The organism is Nonomuraea sp. NPDC048881 (assembly GCF_040649795.1).
GTDB lineage: Bacteria > Actinomycetota > Actinomycetes > Streptosporangiales > Streptosporangiaceae > Nonomuraea.
Genome location: NZ_JBEZGC010000007.1, coordinates 4,222 through 20,056 on the forward strand (window position 1 = coordinate 4,222; position 15,835 = coordinate 20,056).

The following is a 15,835-nucleotide window of genomic DNA, read 5'->3' on the forward strand; positions in this document are numbered from 1 at the left end:
GGTGGGGTCTCTGAGGTGAGGGTCCGTGAGGGTGGGGTCTCTGAGGTGAGGGTCCGTGAGGGTGGGGTCTCTGAGGTGAGGGTCCGTGAGGGTGGGGTCTCTGAGGTGAGGGTCCGTGAGGGTGGGACCTCTGAGGCTTGGGTCCCTGAAGTGGGGGTCCCTGAAGTGGGGGTCCCTGAAGTGGGGGTCCCTGAGGGTGGGATTTCTGAGGTTGGCCGACCGGAAGCTGGCGTCTTTGAGGCTGACGTCTCCGAGGCTGAGAGCCCTGGAGCTGGGGTCTCCGCGGCCGAGGGCCACGGGGGTGGGGTGTCCAGGAGCGGGGTGCCGGGGCCTGCGGAGGGGGATTTCGGGGGGTGGGGGGCACGGGAGACGGCCTGTGCGCTGCTTGGAGCTGCGGGCGGTACGCCTTTCGCGCGTGTGGCCGCGGTGGTGTCGGTTGGGGACAAAGACGTCGCGGTGGTGTCGGTTGGGGACGAAGACGTCGCGGTGGTGTCGGCTTGGGACAAAGGGGTCGCGGTGGAGGCGGTTGGGGGAGGAGAGGTCGCGGTGGAGCTGGTTGAGGTGTCGGCAGCCGAAGGGGCGGTGGTCGGGGTTTCGGAGGCAGCGGCGGGGATGGTTGAGGCGGGTGGGGGGTTGGTCGGGAGGGGGAGGGTGGTGGAGGGGGGCTTGGCGGTGTCGATGGTGGTGCGGACTTGTGCGGCGGTTTCCGGGGGGTATTGAGGGGCGCAGGTGGTGCAGAAGCACAACGAGAGGAGGGCGGCGTCGGTGGGGGTCCAGTCGGCGCCGGACGTCTTCTCGTGCACGCCCTGATGCCCGAACCCCATCGGCCCGCACGCCTCCAGGATCAGGCCGTCCGGTTCGGCGAGGGTGAGGATCTCCGTGACGAGGGTCTCGCAGTACGCCAGGACGTCCTCATAGGCAGGGCAGAGCGCGTACGGGTACGGGTCGCCGAAGGCGTTGCGCACGACCACGTCGGGGAACCGGCTTCCGAGGTAGGAGTTGTGCGTGAGGACGGCCCAGGCATGGACCTTCAGGCCGGCCTGCCGCAGGGCCGTCTGGGCCTGGAGGTAGGCGTCCGGCGGGGTCCAGGTGGGGGCGGCGGGGACCAGGCGGGACCAGGCATGGGGGCGGATCGGCAGGTAGAAGGCGGGATGGGGGACGTCCAGGACGCGGTGTGCCGGGTGGTACGGCGTGGCGGCGCGGGTGGAGTGGTAGCCGGCGGCCAGGGCGATCGTGTCCACGCCCAGCTCGGCCAGGCGGGCGGGGGCGGCCGGGTCGCCGACGACGTCCCAGGGGTAGACGTAGGCGACGTTCACCAGCGGGGGATCTTCGCGGAGAAGGAAGGTTCGATGCGCCGCATGTAGGTCGTGTCGTCGCGGGCGCGGAGGCCGCAGGTCTCGTACTGCTCGTGCATGACCGCCAGCGCGTCGCGGTCCAGTTCGACGCCCAGGCCCGGGCCGGTGGGCACCGGTACGGCGCCGTCGACGAAGCGCAGGCTGCCGGGGAGCACCACGTCCTGGCCGTCCTGCCAGGGGGTGTGGGTGTCGCAGGCGAAGGTCAGGTTCGGGGTGGCGGCGGCCAGGTGGGTCATCGCGGCCAGGCTGATGCCGAGGTGGGAGTTGGAGTGCATCGACAGGTCCAGGCCGAAGGTGCCGCAGAGGGTGGCGATGTGCGCGGATCGTACGAGGCCGCCCCAGTAGTGGTGGTCCAGCAGGAGCACGCCGATCGCGCCGGCGGCGATGGCGGGCGGCAGGTGTGCGGGGGTGACGACGCACATGTTCGTGGCGAGCGGCATCGGGACGGCCCTGGCTACCTCGGCCATGCCCGCGATGCCCGGCGTGGGGTCCTCCAGGTACTGGAGGGCGCCGTCGAGTTCGCGGCCGACGCGGATGGACGTCTCGACGGTCCAGGCGGCGTTGGGGTCCAGGCGGAGGGGGACGCCGGGGAACGCCTCGTGCAGGGCGCGGATGCCGGCGATCTCCTGGTCGGGCGGCAGGACGCCGCCCTTCAGCTTGATCGAGGAGAAGCCGTGCTCCTTGATCAGGAGGGTGGCCTGCGCCACCAGGGCCGCCTCGTCGAGGGCCGGGCCGAAGCGGTCGGGGTCCGCGCCGGGGTGGCCCGCCCACTTGTAGAACAGGTACGCGCTGTAGGGGACGGCGTCGCGGACGCGCCCGCCGAGCAGGTCCACGACGGGCACGCCGGCCGCTTTGCCGCGGATGTCCAGACAGGCCACCTCGAAGGGGGAGAAGACCCGGTCGACGCTCTTCTCCTTGGTGGCGACGCCGGTCAGTCCGTGCAGGTCGGTGACGACGTCGCCGACGGTGGCCGCGATGCGCGCGTACATCTCGTTGGTCGCGTGGACGTCGAGCCCGAGCAGGACCTGCGCGCACTCGCGGACCTTGGTGAGGTGGCCGAGGTCGCCGTAGGTCTCGCCCAGTCCGGAGATGCCCTCGTCCGTGACGATCTCGACGATGGTCCGCAGGGCCCACGGCTCGTGCACGCCGGCGGCGTTGAGGAGGGGCGGGTCCCGGAAGGCGACGGGGGTGACGTGGATCTGCCGGATAATCATTTCAGAACCGCCGTCCATATATGTGAACAATGGCCAGATTTGTGGACAGGTTGCCGCAACTGTAAGAATCGGGCGGAGAAAGTGTCAAGACTCCGAAGGGCCACTCGATGATCTACGGATACGACCCCAGGACCGGTGAGACCGTGGGCGGCGGCCTGCCCGAGACCGACGGCGCCGGGGTCGACTTGATCGTCTCCGCGGCGACGGCGGCCGGGGCCGCGTGGCGCGCCACCCCGGCGGACGAGCGGGCGGCGGCGCTGGAGGCCGTCGCCGACGCGCTCACCGCGCACGTGGACGAACTGTGGCAACTCGCCGACCGGGAGACCGCGCTCGGAGAGGCGCGGCTGCGGGGCGAGGTGGCGCGTACGGCCGGCCAGTTCCGGCTTTTCGCCCAGGTCGTCAGGGACGGCGGCTATCTGGAGGCCGTCATCGACCACGCGGACCCGGCGCTCACGCCGCCGCGGCCGGACGTGCGGCGGATGAACCATCCGCGGCCCGGGGTCGTCGCGGTGTTCGCGGCGAGCAACTTCCCGTTCGCGTTCTCGGTGGCCGGCGGGGACACCGCCTCGGCACTGGCCGCGGGGTGTGCCGTGGTGGTCAAGGCGCATCCGGGGCATCCGCACACGTCCGAGCGGGTGGCGAAGATCGTACGGAACGCCCTGCCCTATCCGGACCTGCTCGGGTTGGTGCAGGGGATGCAGGCGGGTGCCGACCTGGTACGCCACCCGCGGGTGGTCGCGGCCGGGTTCACCGGGTCGGTGGCGGGCGGCAAGGCGATCCAGAAGCTGATCGACGAGCGGGAGACGCCCATCCCCTTCTACGGCGAGCTGGGCAGCGTCAACCCCGTCGTGGTGCTGCCGTCGGCGCCGGCGCAGGAGGTGGCGAGCGGGTTCGCGGCGTCGCTGACGCTGGGGGTCGGGCAGTTCTGCACGAACCCGGGGGTCGTGTTCGTGCCCGAGGACGACGAGTTGCGCAAGGCGCTGGTCGCGGCGGTGGAGGGCACGAGCGGCGGCCCCATGCTGGCCGAGCGGATCAGGGACGGGTATCTGGGCGGGCTCGGCCGGCTCGGCGAGCTGACCCTGCTGGCGGAGGGGAAGCCGGGGGAGGGGGCCTGGGCGGTGGCGCCCAAGGTGTTCACGACCGATCTGGAGTCGTTCGGCGAGCGGCTGCCGGGGATCGCGGAGGAGTGCTTCGGACCGGCGGCTGTTGTAGTGACCTATCGGGAAATTTCCGAGCTGAGGAGGGTGCTGGAGCGGCTGGAGGGGTCGCTCACGGCGACCGTTCACGGCGGTGATCCGGACGAGGCCGAGGCGATCGTCGAGGTGCTCGGCCGGAAGGCGGGGCGGCTGATCTGGAACGGATGGCCGACCGGGGTGGCGGTCTGCTGGGCGATGCACCACGGTGGACCGTGGCCCGCGTCGACGTCGGCGTACACGTCGGTGGGGGCGACGGCGATCGGGCGGTGGGTGGCGCCGGTCGCGTACCAGGACTGGCCGGAGGCGCTGCTCCCGGACGAGCTCAAGGACGCCAACCCCCTCGGGATCCCGCGCCGGGTGGACGGCCGCCCGCGGACGGCGTGACAGGCCGCCCACGGCCCTGGAAAGCGGGCCCACCAGGCGCTTCTCGAAGCCAGGAGCGGGTCAGGGCGTGGCCAGTTCGAGGCCCCTCGCGATGAGGTGGCGCAGGATGGCCAGATGGTCGGGGGCCGGGTCCGTCAGGGGGGCGCGGACGCCGCCGACGTCCAGCCCCTGCATCCGTACGCCTGCCTTGACCAGCGAAACCGCGTACCCCGGCACCAGGTCCCGCAGCTCCACCAGCGGCAGGTAGAACCCGGTGAGCAGCCGCCGCACGAGCAGGTCGTCCCCGCGGGTCACCGCCTGGTGGAAGGCCAGCGCGATCTCGGGCGCGAAGGCGAACACGGCGCTGGAGTACAGGTTCACCCCGAGCCCCCGGTAGGCGGGCACGGTCAGCTCGGCGGTGGGCAGTCCGTTGAAGAACGTGAACTCCCCGGCGGGCGCGGCCGCCCGGACGGTCAGGATGATGCGCTGGAGAAGGTCGAGGTCGCCCAGCCCGTCCTTGAAGCCGATCACGTTCGGCAGGGCGGCGAGCTCGGCCACGGCGGCGGGGGAGAAGCGCGCGTTCCCCCGCTGGTAGATGACGACCGGCAGGTCGGTGGCCGCCGCGACCTCCCGCACGTACCGCACCAGCCCCGCGGGCGGGGCGCTGACCAGGTACGGCGGCAGCAGCAGCAACCCGTCGGCCCCGCTGTCGGCGGCGGCCCGCGCGGTGGCCCTGGCGGTGGGCAGCGGCCCGCCCGCCCCGCCGAACACCGGCACGCGCCCGCCCGCCGCCGCCACCGACGTGGCCATGACCTTGGCGTGGTCGGCGAGGTCGAGGGCGTTGTACTCACCGGTGCCGCAGGCGGCGAACACTGCTCCCGCCCCGGCCGCGACCCCGGCGGAGACGTGCTCGGCCAGCACCGGCTCCGAGACGGCGCCGTCGCCGTCGAAGGGGGTCACGGGAAAGAAGAGAACACCATCCAGCCGCATCGGCAGTCCTTCCAACGAGGGGTCTAGCGGATGCCCTCCCTGCGCAGAGTGGCAGCCAGCTTGCGGGTGTGCTTGATCACCGCTTCGGTGACGCGCTCGATCTCGGCGGGCGGCGACGCGGCCGGCATCGAGCAGCTGATCGCGTCGGTGGCCGGGATGCGGTAGTCGACCGCCACGGCCACGCAGGCCACGCCGGGGGTGCCCTGCTCGCGTTCGAGGGCCCAGCCGCGGGTGCGGACCTGGTCGAGCTCGTCGGTCAGCTTGGTCAGGTCGGTGATGGTGTGCTCGGTCAGCGCCCGCAGCGGGTCGGGCAGCAGGGCCACGACCTCGTCGTCGGTGAGCTGGGCGAGCAGCACCTGGCCGAGCGCGGTGACGTGGGCGGGCAGCCGCCGGCCCACCCTGGGGATCACGTGACCGGCCTCGCGCGACTCGCGGGTGGCCAGGTAGAGGACGTGGGCCTCGTCCCTGCGGGCGAAGTGCACGGTCTGGCCGATCTCGTCCCGCAGGTCCTCCAGGGTCTCCTGGGCGAAGCGCAGGGCCGGGTCCTTGTCGAGGTAGGCGGTGCCGGTCAGCAGGGCGTGCGGCCCGATCCCGAACGCCGACCTGGTCGTGTCGGTCTCGACCCAGTTGAGCTCGACGAGGGTGCGCATGAGGGCATGGAGGCTGCTGCGCGGGAAGCCGGTGCGCCGCTGAAGCTCCGACAGCGTCATGGGGGCGGCGGACTCCGCCAGGGTCTCCAGGATGCGTACGGTCCGCTCGGCGGACTTGACCAGCTGTGGCTCCATACTCGTCCCATCTCGGCGGCGGCTTCAGGGTGTCAGGATATGGGATCCCGTCCAGATACATGGACATCAACCCTTGATCGCGCCACTTGTCAGACCCCGCATGAACTGCCGCTGGAACGCCAGGAACACGATGATCGACGGCAGCAGCGCCAGCAGCGAGGCCGCGAGCAGCACGCCGATGCCGACCTCCTCGTCGGAGCGGAGCGAGCGCAGGGCGATGGGCAGGGTCCAGGTGCTGGAGTCCGTCGAGACGATCAGCGGCAGCAGGTACTGGTCCCAGATCATGGTGAAGCCGAAGACGCCGATCACGCCGAGCGCCGGCCGGCACAGCGGCACGATGATCGTCGCGAAGACGCGCAGCTCGCCCGCGCCGTCGATGCGGGCCGCCTCCTCCAGTTCGACCGGCACCTCCTTCATGAACTCCGTCATGACCAGGATCGAGAAGCCCCAGGCGCCGACGGGCAGGATCATCCCGGCGTACGTGCCGATCAGGTTGAGGTGCAGGACGGGCAGGTCGGCGAGGACGAGCGACAGCGGGATCGCGATGATCTCCTCGGGCAGCATCATCGTGGCCAGCATGAGCAGCATCACGACGGTCATGCCGCGGAACCGCTTGCGCGCCAGCGAGTACGCCGCGAACACGCTCACCAGCAGTTGCAGCAGCAGCCCGAACCCCACGACGACGAAGGAGTTGACCAGGTACAGGTAGACGTTCTTCTCCCCGGCCTGGACGAAGTTCTCCAGCGTGAGGTCGTCCGGCCACAACGAGAAGGACGTCGGGTCGAGCGTCCTGCTGAACGCGCTGACCAGCAGCCCCACCAGCGGCCCGGTGAACACCAGGACCATCGCCGAGTAGAGCGCGACCTTCCCGAGGGTGGCCGCCGGCCCCTTGCGCGCCTCCAGGCCCAGGGCGCTGTCGAACCTCATGTCGCCTGCCTCCTGCGCAGCGTCTGCACGACCAGGGTGAGCGCCAGCGTGGCCAGGAAGAGCACGATCCCGCCCGCGGCGGCCACCCCCAGCTCGTTCTTCTGGAAGCCGAGCTTGTAGATCAGCGTCATCAGCACCTCCGACGAGCCGTTGGGGCCGCCGTTGGTCAGGACGTAGACCTCGACGAACACCCGCAGCCCGCGGATGGCGGCCAGCGTGAACAGGATCCAGAACACCGGCCGCAACGCCGGCAACGTGATGTGCCGCAGCCGGTGCCGGGTGGCGGCGCCGTCGACGGCGGCGGCCTCGTACAGGCTGCGGTCCACGCCGACCAGACCGGCCAGGAAGATCATCATGTCGTACGGCGTCCCACGCCAGACGCTCATCATCATGATCGACCAGAGCGAGGAGTCCTCGCTGCCCAGCCACGGCTGCGGATCGACGCCCACCCAGCCGATGACGACGTTGAGCAGGCCGGTGTCGCCCGGATGGAACATGATCCGCCACACCTCGGCCACCGCCGCCATCGTGGTGACGACCGGGAGGAAGGCCGCGGTCCTGACGAACCACAGGTAGCGGGCGGGCCCCTCGATGAGCAGCGCGAGCACGAGCCCGAGCAGGAGCGAGCCGACCGTGGTGCCGAGCGCCAGCACGAGACTGTGCCAGGCGGCCGAGACGAACGCGTCGTCGGCGATGATCGTGCGGTAGTTGCCGAGTCCGACCCATTCGTCGGAGGCGTACTGGACCTTGTTGAAGCTCTTCCACAGGCCGAGGGCCATCGGGATGAACTTGAAGTAGAGGAACAACAGCAGGGCGGGCGCGAGGAACAGCCAGGCGACCAGCGTTCCGCGCCGCCGCGCCCGCCCGGCGCGGCGGCGCGGGGCGGCCGTTGTCGCCGGCGTCCCCGTGACGGTCGCGGTCATGACGCTTTCTGGCTCTGCAGTTCCTGGTTGAGCCTGGCGGTCAGCTCGGCCATCTTGGCCTTGACGTCGGCGCCGCAGTCGGCCCACACCGTGTTGATGACGTCGGCCGAGTCCTGCCGGATGGGCGCCCAGTTGGGCACCGGCGGCGCGTAGACGGCGTGCTCGTAGGACTCCTGGAACACCTTCCAGCGCGGGTCCTGCCGCTCGGCGGCCAGGTCGACGCCCTTGTTCACGGGCAGACGGACGATCGCGCCGTTGGCGTCCTTGTTCATGCCGATCCGCTGGCCTTCGGGGGAGATCGCGAACTCGGCGAACTTCTTCTGGGCGTCGGCCAGGTCCGAGCCGACCATGAGGTAGACGTTCTCGCCCTCGCCGAGAGTGCCGGGGCCGCCGGACGGGCCCTTGGGCACCGGCAGCACCTCGATCCTGTCGGTCCCGACGCTCTTGACGAACCGGGCCAGCACGTACGGCCCGACCAGGTAGATGCCGCCCTGTCCCTTCTCGAACACCTCGTGCGTGACGGTGGTGTCGTTGCTCACCGCGCCCGGATTGACCGTCTTGCTCTTGCAGAACTGGTCCTGGAGGAACTGGACGGCCTCGACGGTCCTGGGATCGTCCGTCATCGCGGCGAACTTGCCGGGTCCGGTGGGCTTCACGAAGTCGCCGCCGTTGGCGTAGACGAGGGAGGAGGCGTACCAGGAGGCGTAGCCGCGTTTGGTGCCGGCCGGGATCACGAAGCCCGCGGTGTCCTTTTGCCCGTTGCCGTCCGGGTCCTTCTCGGTGAAGGCGCGCGCGAGCGCGGCCAGGTCGGCCCAGGTCGCCGGCGGTCGCATGCCGATCTTCTCCCGCCAGTCCTTGCGCACGATCAGGGCGAAGGCCTGCGCGGAGAAGGGGGCGCCGTAGAACTTGCCGTCGGAGCCGGTGGCCGCCTTCCAGGCCAGGTCGGAGAGCTGGTCGCCGCCGGCCAGCCGGCCCTTGTCGACCTCCTGCAGCCAGCCCTGCGAATGCATGTTGCCGAGTTGGGCGGTGTCGTTGATGACGATGTCGGGAAGCGCCTTCTGGGCGGCCTGCTGGTTGAGTTTCGTCTCGAAGTCGTCGAAGAGCGCGACGACTTTGGTCCTGACCCCGGTGGCCTTGGTGAAGGCGTCGGCGAGTTTCACCGCCGTCTTCGCGGAATCGGAGTCGGGCGGTTGCCTGATCCAGATCTCCAGCGTGTCGTTCTTGCTCGATCCCCCGGAACCGCAGCCCGTCAGCGTTGCGGCCAGGGCCGCGGCGAGCACGACCCCCAGCAAACGGCGTGACATCAGACCGCCTCCCGTTCACATACGTGGACACGTGTCGTGTGTATGAACTTGTTCCTGTGAAGGTAACTAGCGCGAGACAAGGCGGTCAATATTCAAGTATGTGAATTTGAATCAGAATTGTGTACAACGGTGGGCATGCGCATTCTGATGACCGGCGCCGCGGGAAAAGTCGGCACGCTGCTCCGTCCGCGGCTCGCCCGTCCAGGCCGTACGCTGCGGCTCTCCGACCTCCGGCCGGTCGAGCCGGGCCCGGGCGAGGAATGGGCGGGCGCCGACCTGGCCGACCGCGCGGCCGTGGCCGAGGCCATGAAGGGCGTGGACGCCGTCCTCCACCTGGGCGGCCAGAGCCGCGAGCACCCGTGGGAGGACATCGTGCACGCCAACGTCAACGGCACCCAGGTCCTCATGGAGGCCGCCAGGAACGAGGGCGTCCGGCACCTGGTGCTTATGGGCAGCCACCACGCGGCCGGCTTCCACACCAGGCCGCGGGACGGCTCCGACCTGCCCGACTACGCCTTCCCGCGGCCCGACACCTTCTACGGCGTCAGCAAGGTCGTCATGGAGGCCCTGGGCAGCCTGTACCACGACCGGTTCGGCATGAACGTGACCGTGATCAGGCTCGGCACCTGCAACGAGGGCTCGGCCGACACCCGCGGCCTGGCCACCTGGATCTCGCCCGGCGACCTCGCCCGCCTGGTGGAGGCCGCGCTGGTCGCGCCCGGCTACCACGTCGTCTGGGGCGTGTCCGGCAACGCCCGCCGGTGGTGGTCGCTGGAGGAGGCCCGCCGCCTCGGCTACGAGCCCCGCGACGACTCCGAGCCGCAGGCCGCCGCCCTCGTCGCCGAACAGGGCGAGCCCGACCTGTCGGACCTGGTGCACGACCGCGCCGGCGGGATGTTCACGCTCAACGAACTCGGCGGCTCCTGGTAGGCAAACGGTTGCAGAAACCTTGACGCCGGGACCGCCGAAGGTCAAGGCTTGGCTCTGGCAACCGTTTGCAAGGAGGACGGCCATGACGGTGACGATCAAAGACGTCGCCCGCGCCTGCGGCGTGCACGTCTCGACCGTCTCGCGCACGTTCTCGGCGCCGCACCTGGTCAATCCTGCCACGCGGAACCGGGTGCTGGCCGCCGCCGACGACCTCGGCTACCGGCCCAACAGGGCGGCCAGGGCGCTGACGACCGGCCGCACGTTCAACCTCGGCCTCATCGTCGCCGACATCGCCAACCCCTTCTTCCCGCCGCTGATCAAGGCCGCGCAGGCGCAGGCGCGGGGGCGTGACTACCACGTCTTCGTGGCCGACACCGACGAGGATCCGCGGGTCGAGGAGGAGCTGATCCGCACGTTCGCCAAGCAGGTGGACGGCGTGCTGCTGTGCAGCCCCCGGCTGTCCAACCGGATGATCGAACGCCTGGCGGAGGACGTGCCGTTCGTGCTGGTCAACCGGCGGATCAAGGGCATGCCCGCGGTGCTGATGGACGTCGGCAAGGGCGCCAGGCTCGCGCTGGAGCACCTGGCCGGGCTCGGCCACCGCAGGATCGCCCTGCTGTCCGGCCCGCCCGGCTCGTGGACCAGCAACGAGATGCAGGCCGCCGCGGCCGAGATGCCGGGCCTCGACCTGCTGTTCTTCGGCCCCAACCAGCCCACCGAGTCCGGCGGCCTGGCGGTGGCGCCGGAGGTGGCCGCCTGCGGGGCGACCGGCGTGCTGGCCTACAACGACCTCGTCGCGCTGGGCCTCATCGAAGGGCTCACCGCGATGGACGTCGAGGTGCCGGGCCGGATCAGCGTGATCGGGTTCGACGACATCCTGCCGGGGCGGCTCGGCCGGCCCAAGCTCACCACGGTGGCGATGCCCGCCGCGGTGGCCGGCCGGATGGCGGTCGATCTGCTGCTGCAGTCAGAGGGCGAGGGCGCGGTGATCAACCTGGACACCGACCTCATCGTCCGCGAGTCCACGGGAAAGGCCAACTCATGATCTTCGGAACGCTGCCGTCGGGGGAGACCGTCGAGCGCGTGGAGCTGTCGTCCGGACGGCTGCGCGCCGAGGTGCTGACCTACGGCGCCGTCCTGCGCTCGCTGGCGGTCTCCGGCCTCGACGTCGTGCTCGGCCTGGACACGCTGGAGGACTACCGCACCCGCAGCCGCTACTTCGGCGCCGTGGTCGGCCGCTACGGCAACCGCATCGCCGGCGGCTGCTTCACCCTCGACGGCCGCGAGCACCGCCTGCCCGTCAACCACGCCCCCAACAGCCTGCACGGCGGCACCGAGGGCTTCGACGGCAAGGTATGGACGATCACCGCCCGCACCCCCGCCTCCGTCACCCTCGAACTGACCAGCCCCGACGGCGACCAGGGCTACCCCGGCACGCTCACCGCCGCGGTCACCTACACCCTGGAGGACGACGCCCTCCGCCTCGACTACGCCGCCGAGACCGACGCGCCCACCGTGCTCAACCTCACCAACCACTCCTACTTCAACCTGACCGGCGGCGGCGACGTGCTCGGCCACCTGGTCAGGCTGGAGGCCGCCCACTACCTCCCGGTGGACGACGGCAAGATCCCCACCGGGGAGCTCGCGCCGGTCAAGGGCACCCCCTTCGACTTCACCGAGCCGCACGCGGTGGGCGAGCGGATGGGCGGCGCCTACGACCACTGCTACGTGCTCGACGGCGACATCGAGGTCAGCGCGGGCGGCCTGACCATGCGGGTGACCACCACCGAGCCGGGCGTGCAGTTCTACACGGGCGGCATGCTCGACGGGGTGGCCACGCCGTACGGGCCCTTCGCCGGGTTGTGCCTGGAGACCCAGCACTTCCCCGACTCGCCGAACCAGCCGCACTTCCCCTCCACCGTGCTGCGGCCCGGCGAGCGCCACACCTCCTCGACCACCTACCGCTTCACGGCCTGACCCCGCGCAGCTCCGTCGCGGCCTTGATGACCAGCAGCGCCACGTCGTCCTGCGACGGCTCCTGGGCGAACGTCTCGACCGCGTGCCGCACGCGTTCGGCCACCGCGTGGGCGCTCAGTCCGCGGCAGGTGGACAGCAGCGCCGACAGGCCGTCGTCGTCGTCGAGCAGCCGGTCGCCGTCGCGCCGCTCGGTCACGCCGTCGGTGACGCACAGCAGCACCTCCTCCGGCGCCAGCTCGAACGTCTCGACGTAGAACCTGGCGCCGGCCTCGACGCCGAGCAGCAGTTGCGGCGCGGCCACCGTGTCGACCGCGCCGTCGGCGCGCAGCAGCAGCGGCGGCGGGTGCCCGGCGGACGCGATCGTGCACAGCGCGCCGCCCTGGGGCAGCGGGATCAGCTCGCCGCACAGCAGGCTCAGGAAACGGCCGTCGTCGCCCTCCTCCAGCAGGGCCTGGTTGAGCCGGTCGAGGATGTCGGCCACCGTGTAGTGCTCCTTGGCCAGCAGCCGGACGGCGTGCCGGGCCAGGCCGGTCACCGCGGCCGCCTCGGGGCCGCTGCCGCACACGTCGCCGAGGGCGAAGCACCAGTGGTCGGAGACGGTGAACAGGTCGTAGAAGTCGCCGCCCACGTCGGCGCCCTCCTCGGCCGGCTCGTAGACGACCGCCGACTCCAGGCCCGGCATGGGGGCCACGCGCATGGGCAGCAGGCTGCGCTGCAACACCCGGGAGGTGGTCGCCTGGCGGGCGTACAGCATGGCGGTGTGCAGGTTGAGCGCGACCAGCCGGCACAGGTCGGCCAGCAGGTCGGCCAGCTCCAGCGGCAGGGTCGGCTCGGCGCGGCCGATCACCAGCGCGCCGTGCGACCTGCCCTGCGTGAGCAGCGGGAACGACAGCACCGTCTCTGGGCCGACCGGCCAGCTCACCTCGTTGAGCGCGGTGCGCGGGATCGCCGGCAGCGACCTGCGCAGGTTGGCGTTGTAGCGCTCCTCGCTGTGCCAGACGTGCGCCAGCCTGGTCATGCCCGCCAGATCGGTCAGGTAGACCGCCGCCCACGTCGCGATCTTGGGCACGACGAGCTGCGCGGTCAGCGCGGCGATCAGCTCCTCGTCGTGCACCCCGGCCAGCAGCTCGCCCGCCTCGGCCAGGAACGACAGGCGGCCCCGGTGGGCGCGTTCGCGCTCGGCCAGCCGCTCGCGCTGCACCGGCACGGCCACCTGGTCGGCGATGTGCTGCAGGCTGACCGTGAGCTCCTGGTCGAAGCGGCCCGGCTGGGCCGCGGTCACCACGATGTAGCCGGTCACCTCGCCGCCCACGCTCATCGGCGCGCACGCCAGCGACCTGGCCCGCAGCTGCTGGGCCAGCTCGACGTCGCCGGCCAGCAGGTCGTCGATCATCGACGGCGTCCTGCCGTCGGGGCCGAACACGCCCGCGGCCAGCACGCCGACCAGCCCCGCCGTCGCGCCCGCGCCCGCCGCCACGCCGAACCGGTCGCCGCCCTCGGCGGCCAGCAGCACGTACGCCGCGTCGCCGCCGCTGCTGGTCTGGACGATCCGCGCGATGGTGTCCAGCAGCTCCGCGAACGGCATGTCCCGGTCGAGCAGGTCCTTGATCCGCCGCCCGGCCTCCCTGCGCAGCGGCGCGGCCGGCGGCGTCAGCACGTAGCGGTGGTCGCCGGCCACCATCATCCAGATCGACCGCCGGTCCTGCGACCCGCCGCGGCTGCGCACGTGGGAGACGTAGACGGGGATCAGCCGGCCGTCGAGGTGGCGCATGCGCGCCTCGCCCCGCCAGCGGCCCAGGGACAGGGTGCCGGCCAGGGACATCGCGTACGGGCCGTGGCCGCGCCAGGCCACCAGGTCGGCCAGCGGCCTGCCGACGGCCTGCTCGGACGTCCAGCCCAGCAGGTGCTCGGCCTCGGAGTTCCACGACTGCACGGTCCCGTCGCCGTCGGCGAGCAGCACCCCGACGTGCAGCCCCTCGATGGGCGCGGCCACGGTGGCGGGCGCCAGGCCCGGCGTGCCGACCATGACCTCCTGGTGGTCGGGCCCGTCGGTCAGCTCCATGCGGACCCACACCCGTTTGGCGGTCCTGGTGTAGGTGACGCCCCAGGCGTCGGCCAGCATGGCGGCCAGCGCCAGCCCGCGCCCGGACGTGCGCGCGGGGTCGGTGGACATGGCCTCGGGGGTCGGGACCGTCCTGCCGGGCCGGTGGTCGTCGACCTCGATCTCCAGCCTGGCCGGGCTCGCCGCGACGTCGAGGCGGCAGGTCAGCTCGATGCCGGTGCCCGCGTGCAGCACGGCGTTGGTGACGAGCTCGCTGGTCAGCAGCACCGCGTCCTCCGTCAGGTGGCCCAGGCGCCACTCGCCGAGCACCTGGCGGATGAAGCGGCGCGCGTGCGCCGGGGCGTGCGGAGTGCCGTCGAAGGCTGTGCTCGACACTCTGGTCGTGTCCACTGTGCGTCCTAGAACATCACTCGTTGTGGCAGTTCGGTCACAGTCAGAGTGTCAGATGGGTGCCGTTGATACCTCCGGTTGTGAAGAAGGTGCTCCCGGCCGCCGCTCGTCGGGCAGCACCTGGGTCACCATGCCGAGGTCGATCGCGTAATAGACGCCGGTCGCCGCCTCCGAGACCACGGCCACCAGCACCACGACGGCCACGCTCGCGGTCGCCGCCTTGAGCAGCGGCATGGCGGCGACGATCCAGCCGAGCGCGACCAAGGGGACGGAACCGGCCGTTGCCGGCAGGAGCAGGCCGGCCAGGCCGGTGAGTGAGCCGCCGAGGATCCAGGGGCGGCGGAATGGCTGCCCGCATGTGGCCGGAGGATGAACCCCGCGGCGCCTTTAAGGTGTTCACGTGCCACGACAAGCCCGCTACCGGGAGATCGCCCAAGCCCTCGGCAGGTCCATCGAGTCGGGCGAGCTGGCGCCGGGCGAGCGCCTGCCGACCGAGGACGCGCTGGCCGAGCGCTACGGCGTCCACCGGCTGACCGCCCGCCAGGCGATGGTGGAGCTGCGCAAGGCCGGCCTGGTCGAGACCCGGCAGGGGCTCGGGAGCTTCGTCAGGCGGGCGCCGCGCCGGATCGAGGTCTCCGTCGACCCCGAGACGCGTCGGCACCGCCCTTCGGACATCGCGGGCATGGCGGGCGTGTTCGGCGGCGGCGAGCGGGTCGTGGAGCGCGCGGAGGCGGCGCATCCGGTGGCGGCCGGTCACCTGCGGCTGCCCGGCGGCGTCGTGCACGAGATCACCACCCTGCTCCGCAACGCCGAGCGGCCCTGCGTGCTCAGCCGCTACCGCCTGGCCCCCGAGCTGGCCGGGCTGCGCCTCGACGCCAGGGCGGGCGTGCTCGCCGCGCTGGAGGCCGCCGGGCACGCCTACCGCTACGCCTGGCACGCCATCTCGGCCGAGCCCGCCGACCTGCACGACCAGAGCATGCTGGAGATGCAGGCGGGCGAGGCGGTGCTGGTGCGGGAGGGGCTGCTCACGCACGACGGGCAGCCCCTGTGTCACGTCGAGCGGCGCTGCCGCGGCGACATGATCTCGTTCGTCACCCGATATGACTGAGCAGGACCTCGGTGTCCGGCTCGTGGACCGGCGGCGCGGCCGACAGCGGCACGAGCGTGGCGAGCGCCCCTGACGGGCCGAGGTCCACGCGGGTGAACGCCTGCAGCGGCCGCGCCCGCGCGGCCTCCCCGACCGCCTCCGCCGGCAGCCGGTGCGAGGCCGCCGAGCCGTGCAGCGGCCCCTCGGGCACGACGTGGACGTCGGTGAGATGGATCAGCGGGTACGTCATGACGGCGGACGACGCACGACGCCACTGAACGTGATCGGCCATCTATATGAATAGAGTAGGACATTTCGGGCGCACGGCGCGT

14 protein-coding genes and 1 pseudogene are annotated in these 15,835 nt (G+C 71.6%); 6 read left to right on the forward strand and 9 right to left on the reverse strand.

The features are described 5' to 3' along the window. A pseudogene (locus AB0C33_RS24955) lies at positions 1-720 on the forward strand (hypothetical protein); the annotation flags it as partial. A 592-nt stretch (positions 721-1,312) separates the two neighbouring features. Here the strand turns inward: AB0C33_RS24955 and AB0C33_RS24960 are convergent. Then, positions 1,313-2,569: a glucarate dehydratase family protein gene (locus tag AB0C33_RS24960; RefSeq protein WP_358291842.1), complete on the reverse strand. Its 1,257-nt coding sequence runs from the start codon at positions 2,567-2,569 to the stop codon at positions 1,313-1,315. A gap of 107 nt (positions 2,570-2,676) precedes the next feature. Here AB0C33_RS24960 and AB0C33_RS24965 point away from each other — a divergent pair, with 107 nt between their 5' ends. Beyond that, a complete protein-coding gene (locus tag AB0C33_RS24965; RefSeq protein WP_358291844.1) occupies positions 2,677-4,149 on the forward strand; it encodes an aldehyde dehydrogenase (NADP(+)) in 1,473 nt (490 codons plus the stop codon). A 60-nt stretch (positions 4,150-4,209) separates the two neighbouring features. Here the strand turns inward: AB0C33_RS24965 and AB0C33_RS24970 are convergent, their stop codons facing one another. The 5 genes from AB0C33_RS24970 to AB0C33_RS24990 form a co-directional block, all read right to left on the reverse strand. Next, positions 4,210-5,118, reverse strand: coding sequence for a 5-dehydro-4-deoxyglucarate dehydratase (locus AB0C33_RS24970; RefSeq protein WP_358291846.1), 909 nt, complete (start codon positions 5,116-5,118; stop codon positions 4,210-4,212). A 23-nt stretch (positions 5,119-5,141) separates the two neighbouring features. Further along, positions 5,142-5,903, reverse strand: a complete 762-nt coding sequence (locus AB0C33_RS24975) for an IclR family transcriptional regulator (protein ID WP_358291848.1) — start codon at positions 5,901-5,903, stop codon at positions 5,142-5,144. A 66-nt stretch (positions 5,904-5,969) separates the two neighbouring features. Then, on the reverse strand, positions 5,970-6,830 hold the full coding sequence (locus tag AB0C33_RS24980; RefSeq protein WP_358291850.1) for a carbohydrate ABC transporter permease: 861 nt from the start codon (positions 6,828-6,830) through the stop codon (positions 5,970-5,972). Next, the gene (locus AB0C33_RS24985) at positions 6,827-7,753 is read right to left on the reverse strand and encodes a sugar ABC transporter permease (RefSeq protein WP_358291853.1); all 927 of its coding nucleotides are present in this window, start codon (positions 7,751-7,753) and stop codon (positions 6,827-6,829) included. The genes AB0C33_RS24980 and AB0C33_RS24985 overlap by 4 nt, the downstream gene beginning before the upstream one ends. Continuing rightward, positions 7,750-9,057 carry a sugar ABC transporter substrate-binding protein gene (locus tag AB0C33_RS24990; RefSeq protein ID WP_358291855.1) on the reverse strand — a complete coding sequence of 436 codons (1,308 nt, stop codon included), beginning with the start codon at positions 9,055-9,057 and terminating at the stop codon, positions 7,750-7,752. Before AB0C33_RS24990 ends, AB0C33_RS24985 begins: the two co-directional genes overlap by 4 nt. A gap of 135 nt (positions 9,058-9,192) precedes the next feature. On the opposite strand from AB0C33_RS24990, the gene AB0C33_RS24995 reads away from it, so the two are divergent. The 3 genes from AB0C33_RS24995 (at position 9,193) to AB0C33_RS25005 (ending at position 11,964) form a co-directional block, all read left to right on the forward strand. Further along, complete coding sequence (locus AB0C33_RS24995; RefSeq protein WP_358291857.1) at positions 9,193-9,987, forward strand: NAD(P)-dependent oxidoreductase; 795 nt, start codon at positions 9,193-9,195, stop codon at positions 9,985-9,987. Between the two features lie 82 nt (positions 9,988-10,069). After that, a complete protein-coding gene (locus AB0C33_RS25000; RefSeq protein WP_358291859.1) occupies positions 10,070-11,032 on the forward strand; it encodes a LacI family DNA-binding transcriptional regulator in 963 nt (320 codons plus the stop codon). Continuing rightward, positions 11,029-11,964 carry an aldose epimerase family protein gene (locus AB0C33_RS25005; protein WP_358291861.1) on the forward strand — a complete coding sequence of 312 codons (936 nt, stop codon included), beginning with the start codon at positions 11,029-11,031 and terminating at the stop codon, positions 11,962-11,964. Before AB0C33_RS25000 ends, AB0C33_RS25005 begins: the two co-directional genes overlap by 4 nt. Here AB0C33_RS25005 and AB0C33_RS25010 read toward each other — a convergent pair. Both AB0C33_RS25010 and AB0C33_RS25015 read right to left on the reverse strand, forming a co-directional pair. Continuing rightward, a complete protein-coding gene (locus AB0C33_RS25010) occupies positions 11,954-14,416 on the reverse strand; it encodes a SpoIIE family protein phosphatase (RefSeq protein WP_358291863.1) in 2,463 nt (820 codons plus the stop codon). The genes AB0C33_RS25005 and AB0C33_RS25010 overlap by 11 nt on opposite strands. A 51-nt stretch (positions 14,417-14,467) precedes the next feature. After that, positions 14,468-14,650, reverse strand: coding sequence for a hypothetical protein (locus tag AB0C33_RS25015; RefSeq protein ID WP_358291865.1), 183 nt, complete (start codon positions 14,648-14,650; stop codon positions 14,468-14,470). Positions 14,651-14,816: 166 nt separating this feature from the next. Here AB0C33_RS25015 and AB0C33_RS25020 point away from each other — a divergent pair, with 166 nt between their 5' ends. After that, positions 14,817-15,524 (forward strand): GntR family transcriptional regulator, encoded by a 708-nt coding sequence (locus tag AB0C33_RS25020; protein ID WP_358291867.1) that lies wholly within the window; start codon positions 14,817-14,819, stop codon positions 15,522-15,524. Here the strand turns inward: AB0C33_RS25020 and AB0C33_RS25025 are convergent. Further along, entirely contained in the window at positions 15,508-15,795 is a 288-nt protein-coding gene (locus AB0C33_RS25025) for a hypothetical protein (protein ID WP_358291869.1), read from the reverse strand. The genes AB0C33_RS25020 and AB0C33_RS25025 overlap by 17 nt on opposite strands. Positions 15,796-15,835 lie beyond the last annotated feature (40 nt).

What these genes read in the sequence shown, in the direction of transcription:
- AB0C33_RS25025 (WP_358291869.1), bottom strand. Translation starts at nt 15,795, where the DNA reads ATGGCCGATCACGTTCAGTGGCGTCGTGCGTCGTCCGCCGTCATGACG.
- AB0C33_RS25000 (WP_358291859.1), top strand. Translation starts at nt 10,070, where the DNA reads ATGACGGTGACGATCAAAGACGTCGCCCGCGCCTGCGGCGTGCACGTC.
- AB0C33_RS25015 (WP_358291865.1), bottom strand. Translation starts at nt 14,650, where the DNA reads ATGCCGCTGCTCAAGGCGGCGACCGCGAGCGTGGCCGTCGTGGTGCTG.
- AB0C33_RS24975 (WP_358291848.1), bottom strand. Translation starts at nt 5,903, where the DNA reads ATGGAGCCACAGCTGGTCAAGTCCGCCGAGCGGACCGTACGCATCCTG.
- AB0C33_RS24965 (WP_358291844.1), top strand. Translation starts at nt 2,677, where the DNA reads ATGATCTACGGATACGACCCCAGGACCGGTGAGACCGTGGGCGGCGGC.
- AB0C33_RS25005 (WP_358291861.1), top strand. Translation starts at nt 11,029, where the DNA reads ATGATCTTCGGAACGCTGCCGTCGGGGGAGACCGTCGAGCGCGTGGAG.
- AB0C33_RS24980 (WP_358291850.1), bottom strand. Translation starts at nt 6,830, where the DNA reads ATGAGGTTCGACAGCGCCCTGGGCCTGGAGGCGCGCAAGGGGCCGGCG.
- AB0C33_RS24990 (WP_358291855.1), bottom strand. Translation starts at nt 9,057, where the DNA reads ATGTCACGCCGTTTGCTGGGGGTCGTGCTCGCCGCGGCCCTGGCCGCA.
- AB0C33_RS24970 (WP_358291846.1), bottom strand. Translation starts at nt 5,118, where the DNA reads ATGCGGCTGGATGGTGTTCTCTTCTTTCCCGTGACCCCCTTCGACGGC.
- AB0C33_RS24985 (WP_358291853.1), bottom strand. Translation starts at nt 7,753, where the DNA reads ATGACCGCGACCGTCACGGGGACGCCGGCGACAACGGCCGCCCCGCGC.
- AB0C33_RS24960 (WP_358291842.1), bottom strand. Translation starts at nt 2,569, where the DNA reads ATGATTATCCGGCAGATCCACGTCACCCCCGTCGCCTTCCGGGACCCG.
- AB0C33_RS24995 (WP_358291857.1), top strand. Translation starts at nt 9,193, where the DNA reads ATGCGCATTCTGATGACCGGCGCCGCGGGAAAAGTCGGCACGCTGCTC.